Consider the following 22,571-nt stretch of genomic DNA (forward strand, 5'->3'; position numbering starts at 1 on the left):
GGCGAAGGGCGGGCTTTACAGGAGCTGTCGTCGCACTCCCGTCTGTTCCGCGACCCCTCCGGCGTCCACCCGCTGCGGGAGGCCGGTCCTGGCGGACGCGTAGACCGCCGTCACCACGGCCACCGCCTGCCGTCCGGCCACGCCGTCCACCAGTGGGGGGCGCCCCTCGCGCACCGCGTCGCAGAAGTCCAGGAGCTGATCGCGGTGCGGCTGGTACAGCAGGCCGCCGCTGTCCCGGGTGCGGTCGCGCACCAGCGACGCCGCGTACTCGGCGGACTGGTCGGCGGCGCCGAAGGCCCCGTACGCGGGCGCGTCCTCGCCTTCCCGGGCGAGGTGCAGGTAGGCGAGTTCGTCGTCGTCGATGACGACGGAGCCCCGGTCCCCGTTCACCGCGGTCCGGGCGGTACGCCCCGGGTAGGCGGCCGTGGTGGCGAGCAAGGTGCCCAGCGCGCCGTTCGCGAACCGCAGACTGGCCGTCGCCAGGTCCTCCACCTCGATGCCGGGGTGGGCCAGCCGCGCGGTGTGCGCGGCCACCTCCACCACCGGTCCGGCCAGCCACTGCACCAGGTCCACCGCGTGGATCGCCTGGTTCATCAACGCTCCGCCGCCGTCCAGGTCGGGGGTGCCGCGCCAGGTGCCGGAGGCGTAGTACCGCGGACCGCGCCACCAGGACAGCTCCGTCATGACGGAGGTGACCCGGCCCAGCCGCCCGGATTCGATCGCCGTACGGGCCAGCCGGGCGGCGGGGTCGAAGCGGTGCTGGGACACCACGCCGAGCGTCCGTCCCGTCTGCCGGGCCACGGTGATCAGGTGGTCGGCGGCCTGCGGCGTCACATCGACGGGCTTCTCCACCAGCACGTGCTTGCCGGCACGCAGTGCCGCCTCGGCCAGCCCCGCGTGGGTGCCGCTCGGCGTGCACACGAGTACGGCGTCCACGTCCCGCCGGGCCAGCAGTTCCGCCACGCCGGTCGCCGGGCACCCCACCTCGGCCGCCAGCGCCCCGGCACGCGCCGGATCCCGGCCGGCGACCGCGGCCAGCCGTGCCCGGCCGGCCAGTTCCTCGTCCTCACGGGTCAGCAGCCGGGCCAGGAAACCGCCGATCGACCCGCAGCCGATCACTCCGAACGTCAGCAAGGGAACCTCTCATCCAGTCGGGGCCACAACGCAGGCCGGGTGGTGGGGGAGCGGGAGCGTGGTGGGACGGCACTCCCGGTTCTCGCGGTCGGCCGGGTGCTCCGCCCGGCGGCGGCCGGGTCACGTACGCCGGGCCCCGGCCGGTCCCGCGCGCCGTACCGTCGCGGGCCCCGAGCGGGACCGTCGTACGGCGAGGTGCCGGCCGAGCCCCGACGGGACCCGGCCGGAGGACCGGCCACAGGGAACGGCGGGCGTCACCTGGCGGACGCGCACGGGAACGGGCCGCCGGGACGGCCCGTGTGCGCGACCAGCTTCGGGCGGAGCCCGTGGACGAGCGGTGTCACGTCCGGACGGACGGCGGCCGGGGAGCGGGGCGGGCGGTGTCGTGTACGGCGGGGGGCCGCCGGCCGGCGGGATGGGCGGTCTCGGCCAGCAGGCCGATCCGCGCCACGCCGCGCAGGTCGAGGCCGGGCGGACCGGCGGGCGACAGCAGCGTGGCGACCGCCCAGCGCAGGGCGTTGTCCAGGGGCGAGTCGTGGATCAGCCACTCGCGTCGCAGGTCCGGACCCTCCACGGCGAGCCGGTGGGTGTTGCGCGGCAGCCGGGTGCCGCGCGGCAGGGTCACCGGGTCCAGATCCAGCCCGAAGCGCACGGGCCCGGCGAGCACTTCGACATGGCGCTGCCTGCTCTCCCCGGCCGCGGCGGGCAGGTCGAACCACGCCGGCACGGCCACCGGCCCGGACGGATCGGGGCCGACGATGGTGGAGTACAGCTCCACGTCCACCCCGTCGGCCACGGCCTGCTCGTGGGCGGCGGTGCTGGTCAGTTCCGGATCGGTCGCCACCCGCAGACCGCACTCCCGCGGGCTGGTGCCCATGTAGCGGTCGTACGTCTCCGGTGGCAGCGCGCCGCGCACCAGGGCCAGCATGTGCAGCCACTCGTAGCCGAAGACGCCGTAGTCGTGGTCGACGAACCGGCCCGCCGCGATGTCGGCCCGCCGGTCCTTGCCGAACCCGACGCGGACCGCCCGCAGCGCGTGCCGGGGCGCCAGCTCCCGCCGCAACGTCCGCAGCAGGGCCATCGCCTGGGAGTGCCGGTACTGGTCCATGACCACCAGACGGGCCTCGGGGTGGCGGTCCAGCAAAGAGGTCAGCTCGGGAATCTCCCAGGTACGGCACAGCGGCTTCTCCACCAGCAGCCGGGCCCGGGGATCGACGGCGAGCACGTCCGCCGTCGTCGCGACGTGGGTGGCGGTCGGCGAGCACACCGACCAGACGTCGACGGGCCGGTGGCGGACGGCCTGCTCGGCCCGGTCGAAGACCGGGATTCCGGTGGGCGGGGTGCCCGGGGCGGGATCGACCACGCTGACGTCGAAACCGAGGTCGCCCAGCAGCCGTTGGTGCAGCCGGCCCGCGGCCCCGTAGCCGATCACGCAGACGTGGGTGCCGGACACGCGGGGCTTCACCGGGCCACCGGGGTCGTGTCCGCGGGAGCGGCCGGGGCGGCGGGGCGGCGGGCGCCGGAGGCCAGGTACTCCTCGTAGTAGGCGGCGAACAGCCCCGCGTCGTCGATCGCCCGGTCCACGGGTTCCAGATGCAGTCCGGGCCCGAGCAGACCGGCCTCACGGCACAGCGTCTTCGCGGCGATCAGGGTGCCGGCCCGGTAGGCGTCGTAACCGCGGTTGGCGATGCCCTCGTACTCGAAGAGGTTGAGCGAGCGGCCGTCGCCCAGCAGCGTGGCCGTGGTGCCGGTGGGCAGGGCGTAGCGGACGCCGACGTGGGGGATCGCCGTGGACCGCAGCCCCTCGAAGCCCTCGCTGAGCAAGCTGAAGTCCTTCGTGGCGAAGCCCGCGAGGTACACGCCGTCGGGCAGCAGCGGCAGATCGTCGTGGGTGATCGCCAGCTCGCCGGTGTTGCCGATGATCAGGAAGGGGGCGTGGGCGCCCAGCGCCTCGCCCGCGCTGGTGTAGGTCTCGTACCCGTGCTCGGCGGCCGTGATCAGCGCCAGGATGTCCGTGTCCACCACGGCGACGCGGCAGCCCAGCGCGCGCAGCGCGTGTGCCACCCGGCCCCCCAGCGTGCCGTAGCCCAGCAGCAGTACATGGCGGCCGATGAACTTCTCACCGGGCAGGACGGCCCGCAGCCGGCGTACGCAGGAGTCGGCTATCTCGTTGTAACCGAGCATGCTCTTCAGCCGCGAACGGGCCATGTTCAGCACCGGGACGGTCAGTTCACCGGGGGCGTTCGTGATGCGCTTCAGCCCGCTGACGGTCAGTTCCAGGGCGCCGTCGATGCGTTCGTCGAGAACGCCGTCGGCTCCGTACCCCTGCGCGAGCAGACCGCCGTCGTCGATCACCAGCACCTTGCGGCCCGCCGCGTGCGCCTGGCGGACGAAGTCGTCCACCCGCTCGTTGACGGCCAGGGCGTAGGCACGCGCCGCGGTGTCGGCCGAGCCGTTGATCACCGAGTTGTCCAGGGTGTCGCTCCGGTAGCCGCGGTGCAGGAACCAGGCGTGGACACGGTCGCGGTGCTCGGTCCGGTCGCCCTTGGACAGCGCGAAGATCCACCGTGGGTCCATGCCGGCCCGCTCCATGCCGAGCAGGAAGCCCACGCTGTTCTCCACGTAGTGGTCGCGGAAGATCAGCGCCCAGTCACGGAAGGCGGGTTCCTCGTCGGCGTAGCGGGCGACCAGCGGCATACCGCCCACGATCGTCTCGATCTCCGCGTCGGTGTAGCACCGGCCGCGCAAGGTCAGCGCCTCGATGAGACGGTCGAAGACGACCTCGGCCCGCCCGGAGAGCGGTCCGGCGGCGGTGAGCAGCACCTGCGTGCGGCCGGCCGGGGGATCGACGGGGTCCAGGGTGTCCGGGGCCGCGTCGGCGACCGGCCGGCTGCGCAACTGCACGGGAGTGCCGTCCAGTTCGAACAGGAGACCGCCGGGCTCCCGCTCCACGGGTTCCCCGAGTGGCACGCCCTCGCCGCGCAGTACCGAGCGGACGGTCTCGTCCACGTCCTGAAGCGTCATGCGGCCGTCGAGGATCTCGTACCGGCCTGAACCGGGATACGCCGCCGTGCTGTCCTGCACCACGACACCCAGGGACTCGCTGTCCGGAAAAGCCATCGTCTCAACCTCTTCTCGTCGTGGATCGGGCCATCGATCGGTGCTGACCAGGACGCCGGGAGGGGCAGCCAGTGCCTCCTGCCGCGGGGCGGGAACTGTGCGGGAACGGAACGGGCGGGCGGAGCGGGGCCCGCGAGGACGAGCACGGAGGCGGGAGGGGCGGGGAGACGACCTGCGGTCGGGCCGCGTCCACGCCGCACTGGGCCGTCTCGCACACCGGGAGCCTATGAAGATCGCCCTCCGCATCCCCAGCCCCTACGGCCCCTACGACCCCCTGCCGCTCATCCGGCGCGGGAGGGAGCCGAAGTGACGGGGGTGCCGGGGTGCGGAGGGATGCCCGCCGCGTATCGACGCCGTAACCCGCCTCGTGTCCCCACCCCGCAGGCGGGATGCGGCGCGCGTCGCGGTGGGGGCGCGGCGCGGGTCGGCTGGTGCGCGGCGTGCGTCCGGCGTCGGGCGGTATGCGCCGGTTGGTGAACCGCCGTGTGCTGTACGGCTCTGTGTGCTGTACGGCTCTCGGCCCCTGGCCCACGCCCCGGCCCCTGCCTCACGCCCCGCCACCCCGGCTCGGTTCGTCGGCGCGTCCGGGGGCGTCCTCCCGCCCGGGTGCGCAACAGGGGGTCGTAGGGGCCGTAGGGGCTGGGGTTGCGGAGGACGACCTTCATAAGCTCGCGGTGCCGCTGACGGCCCCGGCGCGAGCGGTCCTCTCGCACGCCGGTCCCGTACGGTTCCCGTTCCGCTGGAGGGGGCACCGGCCGCCTTCCCGGCTGCCGGTCGCCGCGGACCGAAGGCCCCGTCCACGACGAGAAGAGGTGGAGACGATGGCGTGGAGTTCGACACCGCCGACGCGGTCCCGTCGGCGGCGGTGAACCCCTCGGCGCACGGGGGCTCCGCCTACCCGTCCCGGTGCCGGGGCGAGCGCGCGGACCGGCTCACGGGCCGGACCCCGGCATTGGCCGGCCGAGCACCGCGGCCCGGCCCGCCCGCCGCACCGCCCGCGCGGCCGGGCGCCCGCCGCCAAGGCACCGTAACCGCCGGCCACCCGCCCCGGCAGGCCACGTGAACCGGCCCGGGGCCGGCGGCCCGGCGCCTTCGCCGTACACCGGCCGGCCACGGGTCCGCGCACACCGGGGTGCCGGCGCCCCCCCGCACCACGACTCACCTCCGCTTCCCCAGCACACCCGCCGGCGCGACCGCGGCGGAGCCGAGGACGACCGGGTCCGTCACCCGCGCCCTCCAGGCACCTGCCGCCCGCGCCCATGACCTCGCCCGGGAGTCCCCGATGACCCAGGTCTGTTTCGCCATCCCCGACGACGAATTCGAGCGCGACTTCCTCCAGCTCCCCCTCGACGTGGCCAACGCCTGCGCCGCCCTGCGCGCCGAAGGCATCGGCGTGTCGGTGTGGGACAACCGTCTCACCGACACCCCGCCCGACACCGGCCCGGACCCCGACATCGTGGTCGTCGTCACCGCCATCGCCGACCGCGCGCAGTGCTATCCGCTCGTGCTGCATCCGGTCCGGGCACTGGTGGACCAGGTCCGCCGGCAGTGGCCGCAGGCGACGGTGCTCGCCTGCGGACCGCACGCCACCCACCTGCCCGAGGCCACCCGCGGCGAACTGGGAGCCGACTTCGTCGCGCGCGGCGAGGCCGACTCCGCCGCCGTGCAGGCGGTGCGCGACCTGGTCGCCGGCCGGCCCGGGCTGCCGGTGCTGCCCCTGGTGGACAGCTACCCGCAACTCGCGGCAGAGGACTGGCCGTTGCCCGCCTACGACCTGTTCGACCTCACCTCGTACACCGCCGAGGTGTTCATGGACGGACAGGTGCGCCGCGGCTCGTGCGGCATGGTGCTGGGCGTGCGCGGCTGCACCTACGGGTGCACCTTCTGCCATCTGCCGTTCGGCACCCGCATGCGCCCGCAGCCCGTGGAGCGCACCCTGGCCGAGATCGCGGCCATGCGGGAACGGGGCGTCGACTTCGTGTTCTTCCTCGACTACGTCTTCGGGCTCCACCCCACCTTCTACAAGGACCTGTGCCAGGGCCTGACCGGGCAGGGCCTCGGCTGGACGGGCCAGAGCCGGGCCGAGGTGGTGCTGCGCACGGACGTGGAGCAGTGGGCGGCGGCCGGCTGCAAGGGCATGTGGCTCGGCGCCGAGTCCCCGGGGATCGCCGACACACCGGTGGGCAAGCGCGTCAAGCCCGGCGTGACCAACGCGGCGGTGCGCAAGCTCCAGGACGCCGGGATCACCCCGTTCGCCTTCCTCCTCATCGGGCTGCCCGACGACACCGCCTGCCAGAACGGTGAGCTGCTGGAATGGGCGGCGAACCTGCCCGGCTACTTCGGGCTCAACCAGCTGTTCCTGCGTCCCGGCACCAAGCTGTACGAGCAGCTGGCGCCCCGCTACAACGACGGCCGGATGCCGCGCACCTGGGCCGAGGTGGAGGCCGTGACCCGGCGCTACCGGGAGAGCTACCCCGTGGACCTGGACGAACTCTGGGGCCGGTTGGTACGGCTGCCCAACTACCTCGGCAACGCCATGGCGGCGCTGTGACGGGCGCGGCACACAGCGGCCCTCACCGGCCGGCCCGCACCGCCGGCCCACGGGACCGCTCCACCGCCGGCCGGACGGCCCGCCGGGCCCACGGAGAACGGACCGCAGGGCAACCGACCGGCCGGCAACGGAACAGCGGGCAACAGCTCTGCGGAGGGCGATCCGGCGGACAACGGTCCGGCCGGGCCGACGGCTTCGTCGCCCCGGTAGCGATCGCGGTGTACCCGTACCGCGACGCAGTGCCGTCGGCCGGTCCGCTGCGCCGGCGCCGGGAGGTCGCGCAGCGATGAGCACCGCACCGTCGGCGCCGCCGCGGCCGGGACGGCTGAGCACGGTGCTCGGTCTGCCCCGGCTCGGCGGTCAGCGGCTCCTGCTCGCCGCCGTGGTGGTCGACAGCACGGGCAGCGGCCTGGCCGTGCCCTTCCTGCTGCTCTACCTCACCCGGCAGGACCGTATGACGGCGGCCACCGCCGGAACGCTTCTGACGGTGGCCGGGGCCATCGCGCTGGCAGCGGGACCGCTGTCCGGGCCGCTGCTCGACCGGTGGGGCCCGGGCCGGGTCGTCCAGGCGGCCCACGTGCTGCGCGCGACGGCGTTCCTCGGCTACCTGACGGCCGGCTCACCGCCGGCGGTGCTGGTGATGGCCACGCTCGCGGCGCTGGGGGACAACCTGTTCTGGCCGGCCAACCGGGCGTTCCTCGCCCGTCGGTGCCGACCCGGCGAGTTGATCCGCTGGTACGGCCTCGAACGCACCCTGCGCAACATCGGGCTGGCGGCCGGCGGGCTCGCGGCGGGATTCCTGGCCGGGTGGGGCCTCACCGGCCTGCGGCTGGTCATGGCCGGGAACGCCGTCAGCTACGTCCTCGCCACGGTGTTGCTCATCCCCCTGCTGGTCACCGCCCGGCGCCCGTCCGAGGGCCCGGCGCCGGCCGCGCCCGGGACCCGTCCCGTGGCCGGGCCCCGTCCGGCCGCGCCCCGGCCCGACCGCGCGTACGTCACGATGGTGGCGGCCAACACGCTGCTCGTGCTGGTCTGCGTGGCGCTCCCGGTGCTCGTGCCGCTCTACGTCGTCCAGATGCTCCACCAGCCCTCCTGGGTCGTCGGCGCGGTGTTCGCCCTGAACACCGTGCTGGTGACGGCCGGTCAGACCCTGGTGGTGCGGTACCTGGAGCGGCGCGAGTACCTGCGCACACTTCAGTGGGCGGCCGTGCTGTGGTGTGCGGCGGCCGTACTGTTCGGCGCGGCGAGCGGGCTGCCGGGGACGGCGGTCCTCCCGCTGCTCGCGGTCGCCGTGCTGGTGTTCACGTCGGCGGAACTGCTCCACGCCCCCACCAGCGACGCCGTCGCCGTCCGCATGGCTCCCGAGGAGAGACCCGGCCGGCACCTGGGCCTGCACCAGCTGTCCTGGGGAGTCGGCTCCGCGATCGCCCCGTCGGTCCTGACCGGGGCGCTGGCGCTGGGCCCCTGGTGGCCGTGGGCCCTGCTGGCCACCGGGTCGGCGGTGGCCACCGGCGCGCTGGCCGCTGTCCGCCGCGCCGTCGGCCGGGTCGTCCCGGACGGACACGGAGCCGGGCACTGAGCACGACCGACCGCGGCCGCGCCCGGTCTGCGGGGACGGCGGGCATCCGAACGAGACGACGAGCGGAAAGAACGAAGTGATGGCCGATGAGGTGACGTTCTGGGACTATTCGCGGTCCCAGAGGCTCAGCCGCTACAACGGTGCGAAGATCGACGTGCGGGAGCTGGCGGAGCTGTGCCGCGTCCGCGGGGACGCGGAGCCGGTCGGCCTCGAGCTTCCCTCCCCGGACGCGATGGCGGACATCCATCCGCTGGCGCTCAAGCGGCCCCGCCGGTGGGAGACGGCGATCGCCGCGACGATCTACGCCGGGAGCGGTCAGGCCGCCACGCGGCAGGAGATCATCAAGGCGAGAGAGCTCCTGGACCGGCTCCCGAAGGCCGACCGGAGCACCCTCACCGTGCCGCGCATGCTGGCACTGGTCCCCACCATGATCGCCGGGTTCCGCTTCAGCCGGCGGAGCGAGACGTTCAACCCCGAGTCGAACCGTTACCTGGACGGAGCGCGGTTCCTCTCGGCGCTGCTGGAGGACAGGCCGGCCCTCGACGTCGAGATCGGGCTGTGCGCACACCGGGCCGGTGTGAGCGACCCGGTTCTCCCCGAGCACGTCAGCCCGACGGGCGCCGGCCGCATGGTGGCGTTCGTCGCGGCGCTGCTGGACAACTCGCTCGCCGGGAGACGCACGGTCAACGTGTCCCAGCAGACGGCGACCGACCGGGCCGCGAGCACGGTGAACTCCCTCGTCTTCACGCGCTACGCGAACGAAGGGAGGGTGGAGGACCTGCTGCGCATCCTCGATCAGCACGCGGAGGACATCCGGTCGGTGCTGGCGCGGCACAACGCCGTCTCGGACACGGAATTCCGCTTCTCACCGCTCGATCCCTTCAGCGAGCTGGTCGAGCGCGACATGGACGAGGTGTTCGGCCCCGACTGGTCCGGTGCGCCCGCCGACCCGCGATGGCGAAGCGGAGGGGCACTGGACTCGGCCGTCGGGTCGGCGAAGGGCAAGATGGCACGGTTCATGACGGACGAGCCGCTCGACGTCGACCGCCTGCTCAGGCTGCACAAGGACTCCGACGAACCCAGCGAGCGCGGTGTCTCGGCGCTCCAGTGGTTCGACCGGCACCAGCGGCAACCGCTTCAGGTCAAGGCCCGGTACGACGTCGCCTTCCACCACCGCCTGGCCCTGACTACGCTGGCGAAGAACGGCGTGGGAATCGGCATGGAGCGCGGTTGGGACGCGTACCAGTGGCTGGCGTGGAACGCCGCGTACGGTACGCCCCGGACGGCCATGCCGCTGCTCTACGCCAGGAGTTCGGCCGAGCCCGCGAGCCACGTCTCCCTGCGGAGCTTCAACCTCCGCCAGTTCTGGTGAAACCCTGACCGCCAGACCCGGCGGACATGACCTCGCCTGCCGGAGTTCGCGCCTGCGTGTGCGGCTCACCGGGGGGCCACCGCCCCGGCAGGGGTGCCCCCGGCCCGCTGCCGGCGGACTCCAGGAAGCGCCACCTACTTCACGGGGCGCGACGAGGCGCCCTCGGTATTCCGCACGTGATTCCCGGTCTTCTGCACGTGAGTGGTGCCGGCGTCGACGGGGGCGCCGTCGGCGCCGGTCGGCTTGAGGTCCGGCACGCGGGCGCCGTGCTCGTCGACCAGTGTCGAGTGGGGTTCGCCGGGCTCGAAGGCGTGGCGTTCTCCCCACTGCCGCATGGTGAGCAGAACGGGGAAGAGGTCGCGGCCGGCGTCGGTGAGCACGTACCGCAGGCGGCGGCCCGAGGGCGCGGGCTCCTGGGCGAGGACCCCGTGGGCGATGAGCTTGCGCAGGCGGTCGGTGAGGATGTTGCGCGCGACGCCGGTCCGTCGCTGGAACTCGGTGAAGGACCGCGCCCCGTCCATCGCGTCCCGGATGACCAGGAGGCTCCACCGGTCACCGACGAGGTCGAGCGTGCGGGCCACGGGGCAGTCCGGATCCGTCCAGGCGGGCTTCGGGGCGGCCGTGGAGGGGCGTGGCATGACACCTCCCGATGAGTTGCGAACTGAGACCATCATGCCCTACGGTCGAATCAGTTTCAGTTTGCTACTCATTTGCCGTTCATGTCGGGGGAGTGCGCATGTCGGCGCTCCAAGACTTCACACGTCGAACAGGCCGGCCAGGTGGCAGACCGTTCCCGGGTTTCCTGAAAACCCTCCACACGGCACCGACCCGGCCGGCGGCGGACAGTCCGCTACCGGCCGGGCCAGCGGTGCCTACCGCTGTGGTGTCGGTTTCCCCTGCGGTCGGCTCACTGCCGGCCGGGCCCGGTCAGCCGCTGTGAGCGGGCATGCGGCAGGTGCCTTGGCGGACCATGTTCAGGTGCGTCACCACGACCGGACGGGCGTTGCGTGCCGCGGCCACGACCTGGCTGTTCTTCCCCGTCTTGATCTCCTGGTCGATCAGCGCGAGGGTCTGGCGGTGTCCGGCTTCCTGCACCTTGAGCCATGCCGTGTCGTAGGCCGACGTTCCGGCCTTGGCCTGCACGGCGGCCAGTTGCTTCTGCTGCTGCGCGGACGGGGAGGCGGGCAGCCGCACGTTCAGCTTGCCGGCCAGTGCCTTCACATCCGCGTCCAGCTTGGTGTGGTCGCGTACCAGTACGGCGCCGACCTGCTTGACGCACTGGCTGCGGGCATGCCTGCCGGCGTCCTGGCCCGCCGCGATCTCGGCGAGGTTTCCCTGGTGCACCTGGACCAGGAACGTTTTGTCCTGGCCGGCGAGCTGTTGGGCGAATGCGTGGGGTGCGGCCGTACCGCACAGCGCTACCGCCGCGAGCGCGGCGGCCACCGATGGTTTGCGCATGGGTCTTGCTCCCTTCGCGCCGGTCGGCACATGTGCGCCGCTCCGGCGATCGGAAGAGGGCGCGCGATGGAGCGCCCCCATGCATCTGTACCGGGAAGCCGCCCGTCCGTACCGGATCGGCCCGCGATTCACCCCAGTGGCCCACGCGGATAGCCCCCAGGCGTGCACGGATGTACGCTGAACGGCTTCGCTGAGCTGAGGAACTCCGCCGCCGTCACCGCGACCCGGGCGTGGTGATCTTTCCGGCGCGGCGCCATCGCAACGAGCCGCCGGAAAACATGCCCCCGCTCGACGCAAGAGGCCGCCGTTCGGAACGGCTGTCGGTGGCCGCGCTGATCGTGATGCAGCGATGGAGGCACTTCGGGGTATACGGCGCGGCATGGCACCGATGACTGAGCGCGTCATGTTCCTGCGGGCCGTGCGGCAGCTGCACCGGATCCGCTCCTTCTACGCTGGGGGTGTCCTGTTGTGGGCGGTGTGCACCGCCTGGACCGGCTGGCAGGCGCCGGGGAGTCGGCAGATGTGGGCGTGCGTCCTCCTCCTCACCGTCTTCACCGGCCTCCTCGTCACCGCCGGTCTGTCCCTGCGGCGCCTGGAAGTCCCCAAGACCGGTCGGCCCGCGCATCACGCCGCCCCCCACAAGGCGGCAAGCCCTCGTCACGCTCACGCCTGAGCCCATCACTCCCGCCGGCCCGCCGACTCGTCCCGGGGCCGCGCCTGGCGAACCAGTGGGAGTCGGGGACGACTTGACGTCTGCGGAGACGGTGACCGGGCATACGGGCTTCACCCCCTTCGAAAGGAGTTCGTCTCATGCTCGGCATAGTCGCGGCGGTGCTTTTCTTCGTGTCGTTCCTGATCAATGCGGCGGATCTCAGCACCAATGATGTGTTCTCTTCGACGAATGTGATGCTGCTGGGGCTGACCGCCCTGGCCCTGCACGTGGCCGGCATCGGTTCCGGCTGGACCCGCAGACGCTGACCCGATCACCCCGGGGCCTGGCGACGGTTGTCACCAGGCCCCGTCCTTATCTCCCGTGCGTCTTCCACCTCGTGATCTCGGCGGAGGTATCCGAGAGGCCACTGCGAGGCGGGGGAGCCGTACCCGTTCCGTCCCGGCGGGTTCCAGGCCGAGCGTGCTGCCCAGGAGCCACTGCTGTGCGGGGGCAGCGGCGCCGCTCGGCGTGCGGCTCAGTGGGCGTCAGCCCGCCTGCTCTTCACCCGCGCCTGCACCGGCCGACTCACCCTTGTCCTCGTGCACCACGCACTTGAACGGCACCGCAACTCACCGCCGTTCTCGCGCCGCCAGTATGGTGTGGCCCCGCATTCAAACCTTGGGCCGGGAGGCGCATCCGCCATCTCCCCCTCGAAGGGATCAGCGCCTACTGTTCGGAGAACCTCGCATGGCGGACGTCGCCCCTCTTGGCATATTCGGCAAGATCGCGAGCCAGTCCGCCTGGGCGGAGAACGCCGACACACTTCGTCGGCGAGTGGGTGAGATCCCCACCGAAGAGCGAAGAAGAATCGCCGAATATCTTCGCTCCGGCGCTCCGGTCATCGCCCTGATGGGATTCTCGGAGGACATTCTGGGCGATAAGTTCGTCCGCTCCGGCGGTACGGCCCTCATGAGCGACGGCCGCTTCTTCTGGCGGCTCGACGCGGCCGACTACGTCGAGTACTACGGTATCGGTCTCCCAGAGGAATTCATCGCCCACGGCGCCGCACGTCAGTGGATTGCCACGACCCTTTCCCGCGGCGAGGTCATCGAGGTCGACGACCGCCTCGCCGAACTGAGGCGATCTGGGGTCCTGTGACCTGAGCGGGGACGCGTCGACTACGGGGCAGCCGGACTCGGCCGTATGAGGCACACCCGAACGTGTGCGAGGATCACCAAAGCCGATGCCCCGAGCCACCGGCCCGGGGATGTACAGGTAACCTGTATGATTTATGGGTGGCGTTGAACGACATCCCCTCGGCAACCCTGGCGCTGGAGCTCGTCCGCTCCATGGACCGCCTGCGCGGGCGCATCCGCTCGGAGACCGGCATGGGCGCCAGCCCGTGGAGCCGCAGCCAACTGACCGCTCTGCACCGCGTGGTCTACGGACCGCCCGCCACGACGAGCGACCTCGCCGCCGCCGAGTACATGCGCCCGCAGTCCATGGCCCAGACCCTGGCCGTGCTGGAGAAGCACGGCCTGGTCGCGCGCAGTCCCGACCCCGACGACGGCCGCCGCATCCTGATCACGGCCACCCCGCGCGGGCGGGAGGAAGCCGAGCGCTGGCTGGAAGCGCGGGAGGCGTGGCTCACCGACGCGATCGACCGTACGCTGACCAGCGGCGATCGCGAGAGTCTGAGCACCCTGGTGAACATCCTGGACCGCCTGGCCGACGCGGACACCTCGACCCCCGTGCGCCGGGCGCCTGGTCCGCCTCCGAACAGGTGATCGTCAGCAGGGGTTGACACCTCCGGCGTGCAGCCGAGGCCGCCTCTGCCCAGGTAGCCGCCGTCGAAGCCCAACCGTGCGACCAGGTGTGCCGTCAGCGCGTCCGGACGGCGCAGGACCATCAGCGGTCTCTCGCTCTCCACGCGGCACCGGAAGCCGGCGCGCGCCGAGCCGTTCCTGTGCGCCATGCCCTCGTACGGGAGTCCGCGCAGTCCCTGCCGCCGTGTCGGGTGTGCAGGAGATGCATACGGGTGACCCCGCCTCGGACGACGAGCGTGCCGCCGTCGGCGACGAGCACCCGTCCGGGAGCCGTCGCGAACCGGCCCGGACGCGCGTCCGCTCCTGGACTCCCGCGCCGGCCGTCAAGCCGGGCCCTACCGGGTGCCGGCGCATCGGCAGCCCGGCCGCTCGGATGCACAGGGCGGCCGTGCCCCCGCGGCCTCCGCCTCGGCGAACAGCACGCTGCCCGGCTCGTCTACGGCCGTAGACTCCAATGCGGCGTTTGACTACACTGCGGGTCATGGAAAGCGAGCCGCCTCATTCGCCGCCCGGCGTTCCCGCGGCCAAGCGGCCGCGCAACGCGGCGGCGACCCGCGAGGCGATCCTTCGATCCGCAGTGGAGGCTTTCACCCGCTTCGGCTACGACGGTGCCGGCGTGCGGGACATCGCCAAGGACGCGGGCGTGACGGCGATGCTGGTCAACCGCTACTTCGGCTCCAAGGAACAGCTCTTCGCCGAGGCGGTGGACGTCTCCTTCGCCCCTCGGACCGTCGTCACCGAGGATTCCGCCACGCCGAGCCGCGACATCGCCAGGTCGCTCGTGGAACGCACCGCCCCGGAAGCCGACCATCTCAGCCCCTTTCTGCTGATGCTGCGCTCCGTGCCCAACCCGCGCACCGCCGAGATCGCCCGTGACGGCATCGAGCGGCATGTGGAACGGGAGGTGACCGGCATGCTCACCGGTGAGCAGGTGAGCGAGCGTTCCGCGCTGGCCCTGTCAGTGATCGCCGGAGTGTGGATGATGCGCAAGGTCATCGGCAACAGGGCACTGGTCGAGGCCGACGCCGCCGACCTCGCCCGCCGTGTTGAGGCAGTCCTGCGCGTCCTGCTCGAAGACCCCGAGCCGAACTGACCGCGTGCGCGCCGGCCGCGCACCGCTCCTCCGACACCGCCCACCCGTCGTACGTGGAGAAGCCCGGCCGCAGTCCGCTGCCGGCTCTCCAGCGCCAACGTGTCCTGCTGGGCGCCGCCCTGTCGACCAGCGCGCGATCGCCCGGCCGGTAGTCGGCGCCTGCGCCGAAGCTCAGGAAGGACACCCGGGACATACTCCCGTCCCGGGCCTTCGGCTTCACCCGCCCGATGCCATGACGACCTCGTCGACGTCCGACGTGTCGACGCCAGCCCTTGGCGACGCGGCACACCTCAGCCGCTTTCCGCCGCCGAGCACTACGTCCCCGCCCGAGTCCTCGCGCCCTGCCCCCTGCCATGAGCCGCGCTGGGACTCCCACGGCGCCCGGGGCGGCATGCCGGTGGTTACGGGGTCGTGAACCTCACCGTCGTCAGACCCGACATGCGGGGCGAAGGTGGCGCGGGTGGCGTGGACCGTGCCGGTCTCGTTTCCCCACCGCGGATCCCGCCAAGTGGTGCGGCGCGGTGGCCCGCTCGAGCCAGTCGAAGCAGCGGCAGGACGCGCAGGGTTCCGCCGACCGCGTCTTGCGCACCAGCCGCGGCGGAGCCTCCGTGAGAAGCGGCGGCCACCGCCGACACCGAGTGTCCGCCCGTCGTGCGCCGCACCTTCGTCGCGGGTTCCTCGTCGGCGGCCAGGTGCCGAACGGGCCCACCGACGGCGGGCCGACCCGGCACCATTAGTCCCCCAGGACCACCTCGTCGCCCCGGTGACCGAACCGGACGGAGTCCCTGCCGGCCCCGCGGCGACGAGTGTCACCTCACAGTATGTGAGGGGCCTTGCTGCCGTTGGCGAGCACGGTCCGGGGCAGCAGATCGACGAGTTCGTCGTACGACCAGGGGCCGTTCTGCTCGTCCCGGAAGATCGTCCGCGTCTCGACGGGGTGGCTGTAGATGCCGATCTTGCCTCCGCCGGCCCGGAAGACACAGCCCGTCACATCGGCTGCCGCGTCCGAAGCCAGGTAGACGACGATCGGCGCGACCAGTCCGGCGTCGGCCCGCGGCTCCTTGGCCTTCGCCCGGCGCGCACTCATGGCCCCGGTGGCCACAAGCGCCGCGTCGCGCTGCTTGGCGTCCTCGGTCATCCTGGTCAGGGCGAACGGGGCGATGGCGTTGACCGTGAAGCCGTCGCTGGCGAGTTCCCATGCCAGTTCGTAGGTCAGGCTCACGACACCGCCCTTGGACGCGGCGTACTCGGGATTGCCGATCGGTGCCGCCCACTGGTTCGAGCAGGTGTTGACGATGCGTCCGCCGCCGTACTGCCGAAGCACCGGAATCGCGCTGCGGCACATCGCGAAGGTTCCCTTGAGGTTGACGTCGATGGTCAGTTCGAAGTCCTCCTCCGTCACCTCCTCGATCTTGTGCTGCCGGACGATCCCCGCGTTGTTGACGAGGATGTCGAGCCGGCCGAACCGCGCGACCGCGGTGTCGACCACCCTGCCCGCGCCCTCCCAGTCCGCCACGGACTCATAGCTGGCCACCGCTTCGCCGCCGTGGGCGCGGATGAACTCCACCACCTCGTCGGCCGGGCCCTCGGCGGCCCCGTGGCCGTCAGCCCGCACACCGACGTCGTTGACGACGACCTTCGCCCCGGCAGCCGCCAGCGCGATCGCCTCACCCCGGCCGATGCCACGTCCGGCACCGGTCACGATGGCCACACGGCCGTCCAACGGTCCTCGTTCCGCCATGATTCTCTCCTTGCACGAAATGTTGGTTCGCGCGCTATTCGAAGGCTTCAGCGCGCAGCGCCTGGCTCAGGACGGCGCTGCGCGCGCCGATGAGCGTGAGCGGTCCCCGCGGACCGAGAATCGTTACCGCACATGCGCCGGCGGCGAGCGGGAACAGCTTCGAGAACTGGTATGCCGTCAGCGGGCCGTTCCGGCACCGGGGGCCGGAGTGATCACCGAGTCCGGTGGCGGAGTTCGGGAGCGAACCCGGGGGTCGATCGTCTCACCGGCTCAAACCCATCGTAGGCACACTCCTGTAGATACGTGTACCCCTTCGCCCCTCGGAGCCGCTACGGCTGGTTCGTCGCCGGTGGGCTGCCGGGGTGTGGGGCCGTCGGTAATCGGCCTCGTCACAGCCACGGCCTGCCGCTCCGGTGCTCGGCGAGGTGTCTTCCATCGCGCAGGCCGACAGTTCTACGAGTTGGCGCGCGAATTCGTCCGAGTCGACCTCCGCCAGGGCTGCGTTGCCCACGGTGCTCCGCACCGGCCAGACGCCGAGGATCAGTGAGAACGCGATTGCGGAGCGTTCCCGATCTGCATCGGGCCCGGTGCGGTCCACCAGCGGTCGACCATCACCGCACACACGTCGGCTCCTCCGGTGGGGGGCCCTCGATGAGTCAAGTCACTTTTCATACCGTCAGTGTAGTCAAGCCGACGAGACAAGTCTACAGTTGCAGACATGAGGCTTCGGGAGTTGCCCGCAGATGACGGTCGACGCACGGGCCCGCGTCGCTCGGGGGTTGGGTGTGTCGTGAGCGAGGCCCGAAACCGGACACGGCCGCGATGCGACCGGAGCGGGCCCCGCACTCCCGGGGGTCCGTGACCGCATGCCCTGCCCCGGCCGTCCGGGGCCGGTCGCCGGAATCCCAGCCCGTGGTGGCGCGTCATGCGACTGACTGCCGTCAGGTAGCGGTAGCGGTGCACGGGACCGGTGCTCCCCGGTGTGCCGGACTGCACGTACGAGAAGGATGTGAGTGAGAAATGGACAGCCTGGCACGCGCGGCGTTCCGGCGGCGCGTGGAGAACGAGGGTCCCTTGATGATCCCGCACTGTGCGGACGCGCTGACCGCCCGTCTGTGTGAGGAACTGGGTTTCGACGGTGGATACCTAGGGGGCGGCGGCCTCGGGTTGTCGCTCGCCGTCTCCGAAGCGCTGCTGACGACGACAGAACTCGCCCAGACGGCGGCCGCCATCCGCCGGCGTTCGACACTGCCCCTGGTGGTGGACGGCGGAGTCGGCTTCGGCGACGCCGTACATGTGACCCGCATGGTGTGGGACCTGGAGTCCGCCGGTGTCCATGCCATCGAACTGGAGGACCAGGTGGCGCCCAAGCGGGCCAGCCATCACCGTCATGTGGAGCACCTGGTGCCGGTCGAGGTGATGCTGGGGAAGATCCGGGCCGCGGTGGCGGCACGGCGTGACCCGGACCTGCTGCTCATCGCCCGCACCGGCGCGGTCCAGAACGAGAGCTTCGACATGGCCGTCGAGCGCTGCGAGGCGTACTTCGCCGCCGGCGCCGACGTCGTCATGCTGCTGCCCGAGAACGCCGAGCAGCGAGCCGCCGCACCCCGGCGCCTGTCCGGCCCCGTGGCCCTGCTGACGTCGTTCGACCTGCACACCCCGCAGGAGTGGGCCGAGCTCGGGTACTCGCTCGTCATCGACCCGGTCACGGGACAGACCGCTGCCTTCAGCGCGCTGCGGGACGCCTACCGGGAACAGCGGGCCGGGCGGCCGAGCGCGCGTCCCGCGGTCGAATCCTTCGCCGTCTTCGAGCAGATGCAGGACCTCGCCGGATTCGAGGACCTGTACGACATCGAGCGGGCCACGACCGAGCCGGGCACCTGACGCATCCCGCGGGCGACCGGGCGCGCGTCCGCCGTCGGCATGAGTGCGCCAGGAAGTTACGACGATCCGCGCCGGCCCTGCCGGTCACCAGGAGGTTTCCGGGTGACCGGCAGGGCCGGCGCGGATCGTGGGGCTGGCGGATGCTCCCTGGCTGTTCGGTTAGTCCGCTCAGCCATGCGCTCCGGAAGCCCCACGAGTGCGGCGGGGCCAACCCCGGTTCCTCCGCACTCAGGGTGTGTCCACCGCGTCGGTGAGCCAGGCCTCACGGACACCGGGCCGGCGAGACGCCTCGGAGCCGGACTGCGGGTGACCAGTCCGCTCTTCCCCGGAACGGCCGACGTCTGGGCCCCGACCGCGCATACCTCAAGGTCCGGCCTGCAAGGACGTCCGCAACGCGAGAGTGAACACACAGCACCGGTGCGGGCGCCGTTGCGTTGCCGCTCCGGTGCCCGCACCGGTGCTGTGTGCGGGTGTGGGTGTGGGTTTCAGAAGGCGGAGCGGATGAGACCGCCGTCCACACGGATCGTGGCCCCGCTGATGTACTGGGCGTAGTCGCTGCAGAGGTAGGCGACCGCGCCGGCGATCTCGTCCGGGTCGCCGAAGCGTTCCTGGTCGTTGGGGATCAGGGCGTTGACCGCGTTGGGCTGGATCTCTTCCCAGGTGTTGCCCCAGCCGCGGGCGGGGCCGATCTGGGTGACGAGTTCCTTGGTGGCCTCGACGAGGATGGCTCCGGGGGAGACGACGTTGGAGGTGACGCCGGTGCCCTTGAGGTCTCGGGCGAGGCTGACGGCGAGGTTGTGGCGGGCCGCCAGGGTGGCGTTGTACTGGGGGTGGGTGTTCATCGGCTGGGAGGCGAGGCCGCCGCCGATGGTGATGACCCGGCCCCAGCCGCGTTCCCGCATGGCCGGCACGAGGTGCTGGATCATGCGGACGCCGGAGACGACATTGACGTTGTACGTGTCGCGCCACTCGTCCGGTGTGGCCTCGGCCCAGGACAGGTGGCGGTAGAAGCCGGCGTTGTTGACGAGAATGTCGATGGGGCCGTCGGCGCCGGCGGCGCGGGCAACCTCCGCGGCGACCGCATCGTCAGCCAGGTCGCCGAGCACCGTGGTCGCGGTTCCGCCGGCGCGACGGATGTCCTGCGCGACCTTTTCGGTGCGGTCCTTGTCGCGGCCGTGGACCACCACCGTCGCGCCCTCGGCCGCCAGCAGCTTCGCGGTGGCCTCGCCGAGTCCGGCACTCGATCCGGTGACGAGCGCGCGGCGCCCGCTCAGATTCAGGTCCATGTTCTTCCCTCTCTCGGACTTCCCCGCATTGATACGACTGGGGAAGCGTCTGACGTCAAGTATACGACAGTAGACTTGCAAAGTATACGACCGCAGACTTCTCCGCACCCGCGTCGGCGCATCGCCCCCCGGCTTCCCGGCCACGGCCGCGGACGGTGACAGCGAACCGCCCGACTGGACGGGCCACCCGGGCGGCAGGACGCGTCCGTCGCGTCAGTTCACGTAGCGGATGGTTCCGCCGTCCACGCGCAGCGTGGCCCCGCTGATGTAGCCGGCATGCGCGCTGGCCAGGAAGACCACCGCCGCGGCGATCTCCTCGGGCCGCCCGAACCGGTTGGCGTCGTTGGGCACCCAGCTCTCCGCGGCCGCGCGTTCGATCTCTTCCCATGTTTCACCCCAGCCGTGGGAGGGGGCGATCCGCCACAGCAGGTCGCGGACCGTTTCGGTGAGGATCGCGCCGGGTGCCACCGTGTTGGAGGTGATACCGCTGCCCTTCAACTCGCGCGCCAGGGACACGGTGAGGTTGTGGCGGGCGGCGAGCGAGGCGTTGTAATGGGGCTGCGCAGCCATGGGCTGGGCGGCCAGACCGCCGCCGATCTGGATGACCCGGCCCCAGCCGGCCTCACGCATACGCGGAACGAGGCTCTGGATCATCCGCACGCCCGAGAGCACGTTGGTCCGATACGTCTCCGCCCAGATCTCGGGAGTGGCGTCCATCCAGCCGACCTGGTCGTATGCGCCGGCGTTGTTCACCAGGATGTCGACCGTGCCGCCACTCAGTGCCTTCTCGGCGACGGCCGCCGCGCCCTCGGGGGTGCTCAGGCCCCCGACCGCCACCTCGGCTCGGCCACCCTCGGCCTGGATGCGGTCGGCGGTCCCCGTGGTGCGCGCCTCGTCGCGGCCGTGCACGACGACGGTGACCCCTTCACGGGCGAGCGCCTCGGCGATCGCCTGACCGAGTCCCGAGCTGGACCCGGTCACCAGGGCTCGCTTTCCGGTCAAGTGCATGTCCATAGGTATGTCCTTCCACTTGCAGATATGTGTTTCTAACTGTGCACCCGGCAAGGTGTGACTGCCAGGCGGGGGGCGATGGCGTGTTTCCACATGTGCGGCGCGGGGTGCCCGATGTCGCCGAGTCCTGGGGGTGGTCACCCGTCCGGTAACAGGTCGCAGCGGGGAACCACGGGTCCATATGAGCTGGAACAACCTGGCATCACTCCGAAGGCCGCTCGAGCTGTTCGGGTGGGCGGGCTGCTGTGCGGAACAGCGTGAGGGGCGTGATCGCGTCCGTCGGGTCGGGTGGGGCCGTGAACGTCCTCAGGACGTCTTCAGATCACGGGCTCCCGAGGGGGTGATGGCGAGGAGGACCGCGCCGAGGCCGAGGAGGGCGAAGGTGATCGTGTGCAGGCCGCTGTCGGTGGCCCGGTCGCCGAAGGAGAGGCTGATGAGGCTGGAGGAGAGTACGGCGCCCAGGTAGGTGAAGGTGCGCATGAGTCCGGCGGCGACGCCCACGGCTTCGGCGGGTGCCTGCTGGTAGAGGGCGGCCTGGTTGCCGATGACGCCCAGGCCCGAGACGATCCCGAAGACCATGGTGATCAGGATGAGGATCCAGATCGGGGTGGTGGAGGTGAACAGCAGCAGGCCGATCGGTCCGATCACCGACGCGGCGGCTGTGCAGTACAGCGCGGAACGCACCAGGTTGCGGCGTGCGAAGGGGAGGGAGATGAGCGCGGCGAACACGGACATCGGCAGGATCAGCAGGCCGACGCCGATGGCGGACAGCCCCCGTGTCTCCTGAAGCCACTGGGTGAGGCCGTACAGGATGCAGTAGTTGAGCAGGAAGGTGAGGCAGACCCGCAGGTAGGTGGCGCTCAGCTGCTTGTTCCTGGACAGCATGCGGACGTCGACGAACGGGTCGTGCGTCCGGCGTTCCCACAGCACCAGGGCGGCGAGCAGGACCACTACCAGTGCGCCGAGCCACCAGCGTGGGTGGTGCAGGTCGTTGAGGAAGAACAGCAGGGAGGCGATCGTGCCCGAGAAGAGCGCCATTCCGGGGGTGTCCAGGCGGGCTGGTGGTGTGGTGTCGCCGGTCCTCTCGGCGCGGGGGAGGTCGCGCGGTACCCAGGCGAACGTCATCAGCACGCCGATCAGGACCAAGGGCACGTTGACGAAGAAGGTGATCCGCCAGCCGGCGGCCGCTGCCAGCAGGCCACCCAGCGGCAGGCCGAGGGCCGAGGTCACCTGCGCCGCGATGGCCAGCGCGCCGAGTGTGCCACCGGTGCGCGCCGGCTCGTGGTCGGCGGCCCACCGGCGCACGATCACCATCGCGGTCGGGTAGCCGGCCGAGGTGCCCACGCCGAGGATGACGCGGGCCGTCACCAGGGTCGGCAGGTTCGTCGCGACGGTGCCCAGCGCGCCACCGATCCCGACGAGGGTCAGACCCACGATGAAGACGCGACGCGGACCGAAGCGTTCGGCGAGCCGGCCCATGGTGGGCTGGCCGATGGCGCTCGCCAGGTAGAGGGCGGAGACCAGCCAGATGGTGGAAGCCGCTCCGGCGTGGAAGGTGTGTCCGATGGCGATCAGCGTCGTAGCGATGATCGAACTGTTGATCGGGTTCAGGGACGACCCGAGCATGAGGGGGAGAGTGAACCGCCAGCCTGGGGCTGGGGCCTCACGCCGATCAGGCGGCTGCCCACCCGTCTTGTCGGCCGCATGGCGGGCCGATGGTGCTTTACGTATCTTCATGGCATCGATACTACAGGCAAACTGAACAGGTAGCCTTAATATGTAGCTGTGAGGGTGCTCGGCGTGTCCGGGCGTCTCAACGCCCGCGGCTGGTCCAGCAGCCCGTTGGCGACCTCGCCGTGAATCC

Annotated in this window: 18 protein-coding genes; 9 read left to right on the top strand and 9 right to left on the bottom strand. The window is 71.7% G+C overall.

All coding sequences use genetic code 11. The features are described 5' to 3' along the window. Positions 1 to 15: 15 nt before the first annotated feature. The 3 genes from AB0947_RS34310 to AB0947_RS34320 form a co-directional block, all read right to left on the bottom strand. Positions 16 to 1,134: a Gfo/Idh/MocA family oxidoreductase gene (locus AB0947_RS34310; RefSeq protein ID WP_366754282.1), complete on the bottom strand. Its 1,119-nt coding sequence runs from the start codon at positions 1,132 to 1,134 to the stop codon at positions 16 to 18. A gap of 340 nt (positions 1,135 to 1,474) precedes the next feature. Further along, the gene (locus tag AB0947_RS34315) at positions 1,475 to 2,587 is read right to left on the bottom strand and encodes a Gfo/Idh/MocA family oxidoreductase (protein ID WP_366754283.1); all 1,113 of its coding nucleotides are present in this window, start codon (positions 2,585 to 2,587) and stop codon (positions 1,475 to 1,477) included. Between the two features lie 8 nt (positions 2,588 to 2,595). Then, on the bottom strand, positions 2,596 to 4,254 hold the full coding sequence (locus tag AB0947_RS34320; RefSeq protein WP_366754284.1) for a hypothetical protein: 1,659 nt from the start codon (positions 4,252 to 4,254) through the stop codon (positions 2,596 to 2,598). Positions 4,255 to 5,536: 1,282 nt separating this feature from the next. On the opposite strand from AB0947_RS34320, the gene AB0947_RS34325 reads away from it, so the two are divergent. The 3 genes from AB0947_RS34325 (at position 5,537) to AB0947_RS34335 (ending at position 9,756) form a co-directional block, all read left to right on the top strand. Next, positions 5,537 to 6,805 (top strand): radical SAM protein, encoded by a 1,269-nt coding sequence (locus AB0947_RS34325; RefSeq protein WP_366754285.1) that lies wholly within the window; start codon positions 5,537 to 5,539, stop codon positions 6,803 to 6,805. 286 nt (positions 6,806 to 7,091) lie between these two features. Beyond that, positions 7,092 to 8,384, top strand: a complete 1,293-nt coding sequence (locus AB0947_RS34330; RefSeq protein WP_366754286.1) for an MFS transporter — start codon at positions 7,092 to 7,094, stop codon at positions 8,382 to 8,384. A gap of 79 nt (positions 8,385 to 8,463) precedes the next feature. Beyond that, positions 8,464 to 9,756 (top strand): hypothetical protein, encoded by a 1,293-nt coding sequence (locus tag AB0947_RS34335; RefSeq protein ID WP_366754287.1) that lies wholly within the window; start codon positions 8,464 to 8,466, stop codon positions 9,754 to 9,756. A gap of 134 nt (positions 9,757 to 9,890) precedes the next feature. Here AB0947_RS34335 and AB0947_RS34340 read toward each other — a convergent pair whose 3' ends face one another. Both AB0947_RS34340 and AB0947_RS34345 read right to left on the bottom strand, forming a co-directional pair. Continuing rightward, positions 9,891 to 10,394, bottom strand: coding sequence for a helix-turn-helix domain-containing protein (locus tag AB0947_RS34340; RefSeq protein WP_366754288.1), 504 nt, complete (start codon positions 10,392 to 10,394; stop codon positions 9,891 to 9,893). Positions 10,395 to 10,683: 289 nt separating this feature from the next. Beyond that, positions 10,684 to 11,214 (bottom strand): DUF4142 domain-containing protein, encoded by a 531-nt coding sequence (locus AB0947_RS34345; RefSeq protein WP_366754289.1) that lies wholly within the window; start codon positions 11,212 to 11,214, stop codon positions 10,684 to 10,686. Between the two features lie 379 nt (positions 11,215 to 11,593). Here AB0947_RS34345 and AB0947_RS34350 point away from each other — a divergent pair, with 379 nt between their 5' ends. The 5 genes from AB0947_RS34350 (at position 11,594) to AB0947_RS34370 (ending at position 14,785) form a co-directional block, all read left to right on the top strand. Next, positions 11,594 to 11,887, top strand: a complete 294-nt coding sequence (locus AB0947_RS34350) for a hypothetical protein (protein WP_366754290.1) — start codon at positions 11,594 to 11,596, stop codon at positions 11,885 to 11,887. A 137-nt stretch (positions 11,888 to 12,024) separates the two neighbouring features. Continuing rightward, positions 12,025 to 12,192: a hypothetical protein gene (locus AB0947_RS34355; RefSeq protein WP_171159365.1), complete on the top strand. Its 168-nt coding sequence runs from the start codon at positions 12,025 to 12,027 to the stop codon at positions 12,190 to 12,192. Positions 12,193 to 12,613: 421 nt separating this feature from the next. Continuing rightward, positions 12,614 to 13,024: a hypothetical protein gene (locus tag AB0947_RS34360; RefSeq protein WP_366754291.1), complete on the top strand. Its 411-nt coding sequence runs from the start codon at positions 12,614 to 12,616 to the stop codon at positions 13,022 to 13,024. 137 nt (positions 13,025 to 13,161) lie between these two features. Next, entirely contained in the window at positions 13,162 to 13,653 is a 492-nt protein-coding gene (locus AB0947_RS34365; RefSeq protein ID WP_366754292.1) for a MarR family transcriptional regulator, read from the top strand. A gap of 520 nt (positions 13,654 to 14,173) precedes the next feature. Then, the gene (locus AB0947_RS34370; protein WP_366754293.1) at positions 14,174 to 14,785 is read left to right on the top strand and encodes a TetR family transcriptional regulator; all 612 of its coding nucleotides are present in this window, start codon (positions 14,174 to 14,176) and stop codon (positions 14,783 to 14,785) included. Between the two features lie 814 nt (positions 14,786 to 15,599). Here AB0947_RS34370 and AB0947_RS34375 read toward each other — a convergent pair. Then, positions 15,600 to 16,526 (bottom strand): SDR family NAD(P)-dependent oxidoreductase, encoded by a 927-nt coding sequence (locus AB0947_RS34375; RefSeq protein WP_366754294.1) that lies wholly within the window; start codon positions 16,524 to 16,526, stop codon positions 15,600 to 15,602. Positions 16,527 to 17,546: 1,020 nt separating this feature from the next. Between AB0947_RS34375 and AB0947_RS34380 the strand changes: the two genes are divergently transcribed. After that, positions 17,547 to 18,410: an isocitrate lyase/PEP mutase family protein gene (locus tag AB0947_RS34380; RefSeq protein WP_366754295.1), complete on the top strand. Its 864-nt coding sequence runs from the start codon at positions 17,547 to 17,549 to the stop codon at positions 18,408 to 18,410. 485 nt (positions 18,411 to 18,895) lie between these two features. Here the strand turns inward: AB0947_RS34380 and AB0947_RS34385 are convergent, their stop codons facing one another. From AB0947_RS34385 to AB0947_RS34395, 3 genes are all read right to left on the bottom strand, one after another. Then, positions 18,896 to 19,696: an SDR family NAD(P)-dependent oxidoreductase gene (locus tag AB0947_RS34385; protein WP_366754296.1), complete on the bottom strand. Its 801-nt coding sequence runs from the start codon at positions 19,694 to 19,696 to the stop codon at positions 18,896 to 18,898. Positions 19,697 to 19,909: 213 nt separating this feature from the next. Next, positions 19,910 to 20,710 carry an SDR family NAD(P)-dependent oxidoreductase gene (locus AB0947_RS34390; protein WP_366754297.1) on the bottom strand — a complete coding sequence of 267 codons (801 nt, stop codon included), beginning with the start codon at positions 20,708 to 20,710 and terminating at the stop codon, positions 19,910 to 19,912. Between the two features lie 303 nt (positions 20,711 to 21,013). Then, positions 21,014 to 22,333, bottom strand: a complete 1,320-nt coding sequence (locus AB0947_RS34395; RefSeq protein WP_366754298.1) for an MFS transporter — start codon at positions 22,331 to 22,333, stop codon at positions 21,014 to 21,016. Positions 22,334 to 22,571 lie beyond the last annotated feature (238 nt).

Source organism: Streptomyces sp. NPDC047841 (assembly GCF_040704085.1).
Classification (GTDB): domain Bacteria; phylum Actinomycetota; class Actinomycetes; order Streptomycetales; family Streptomycetaceae; genus Streptomyces; species Streptomyces argyrophylli.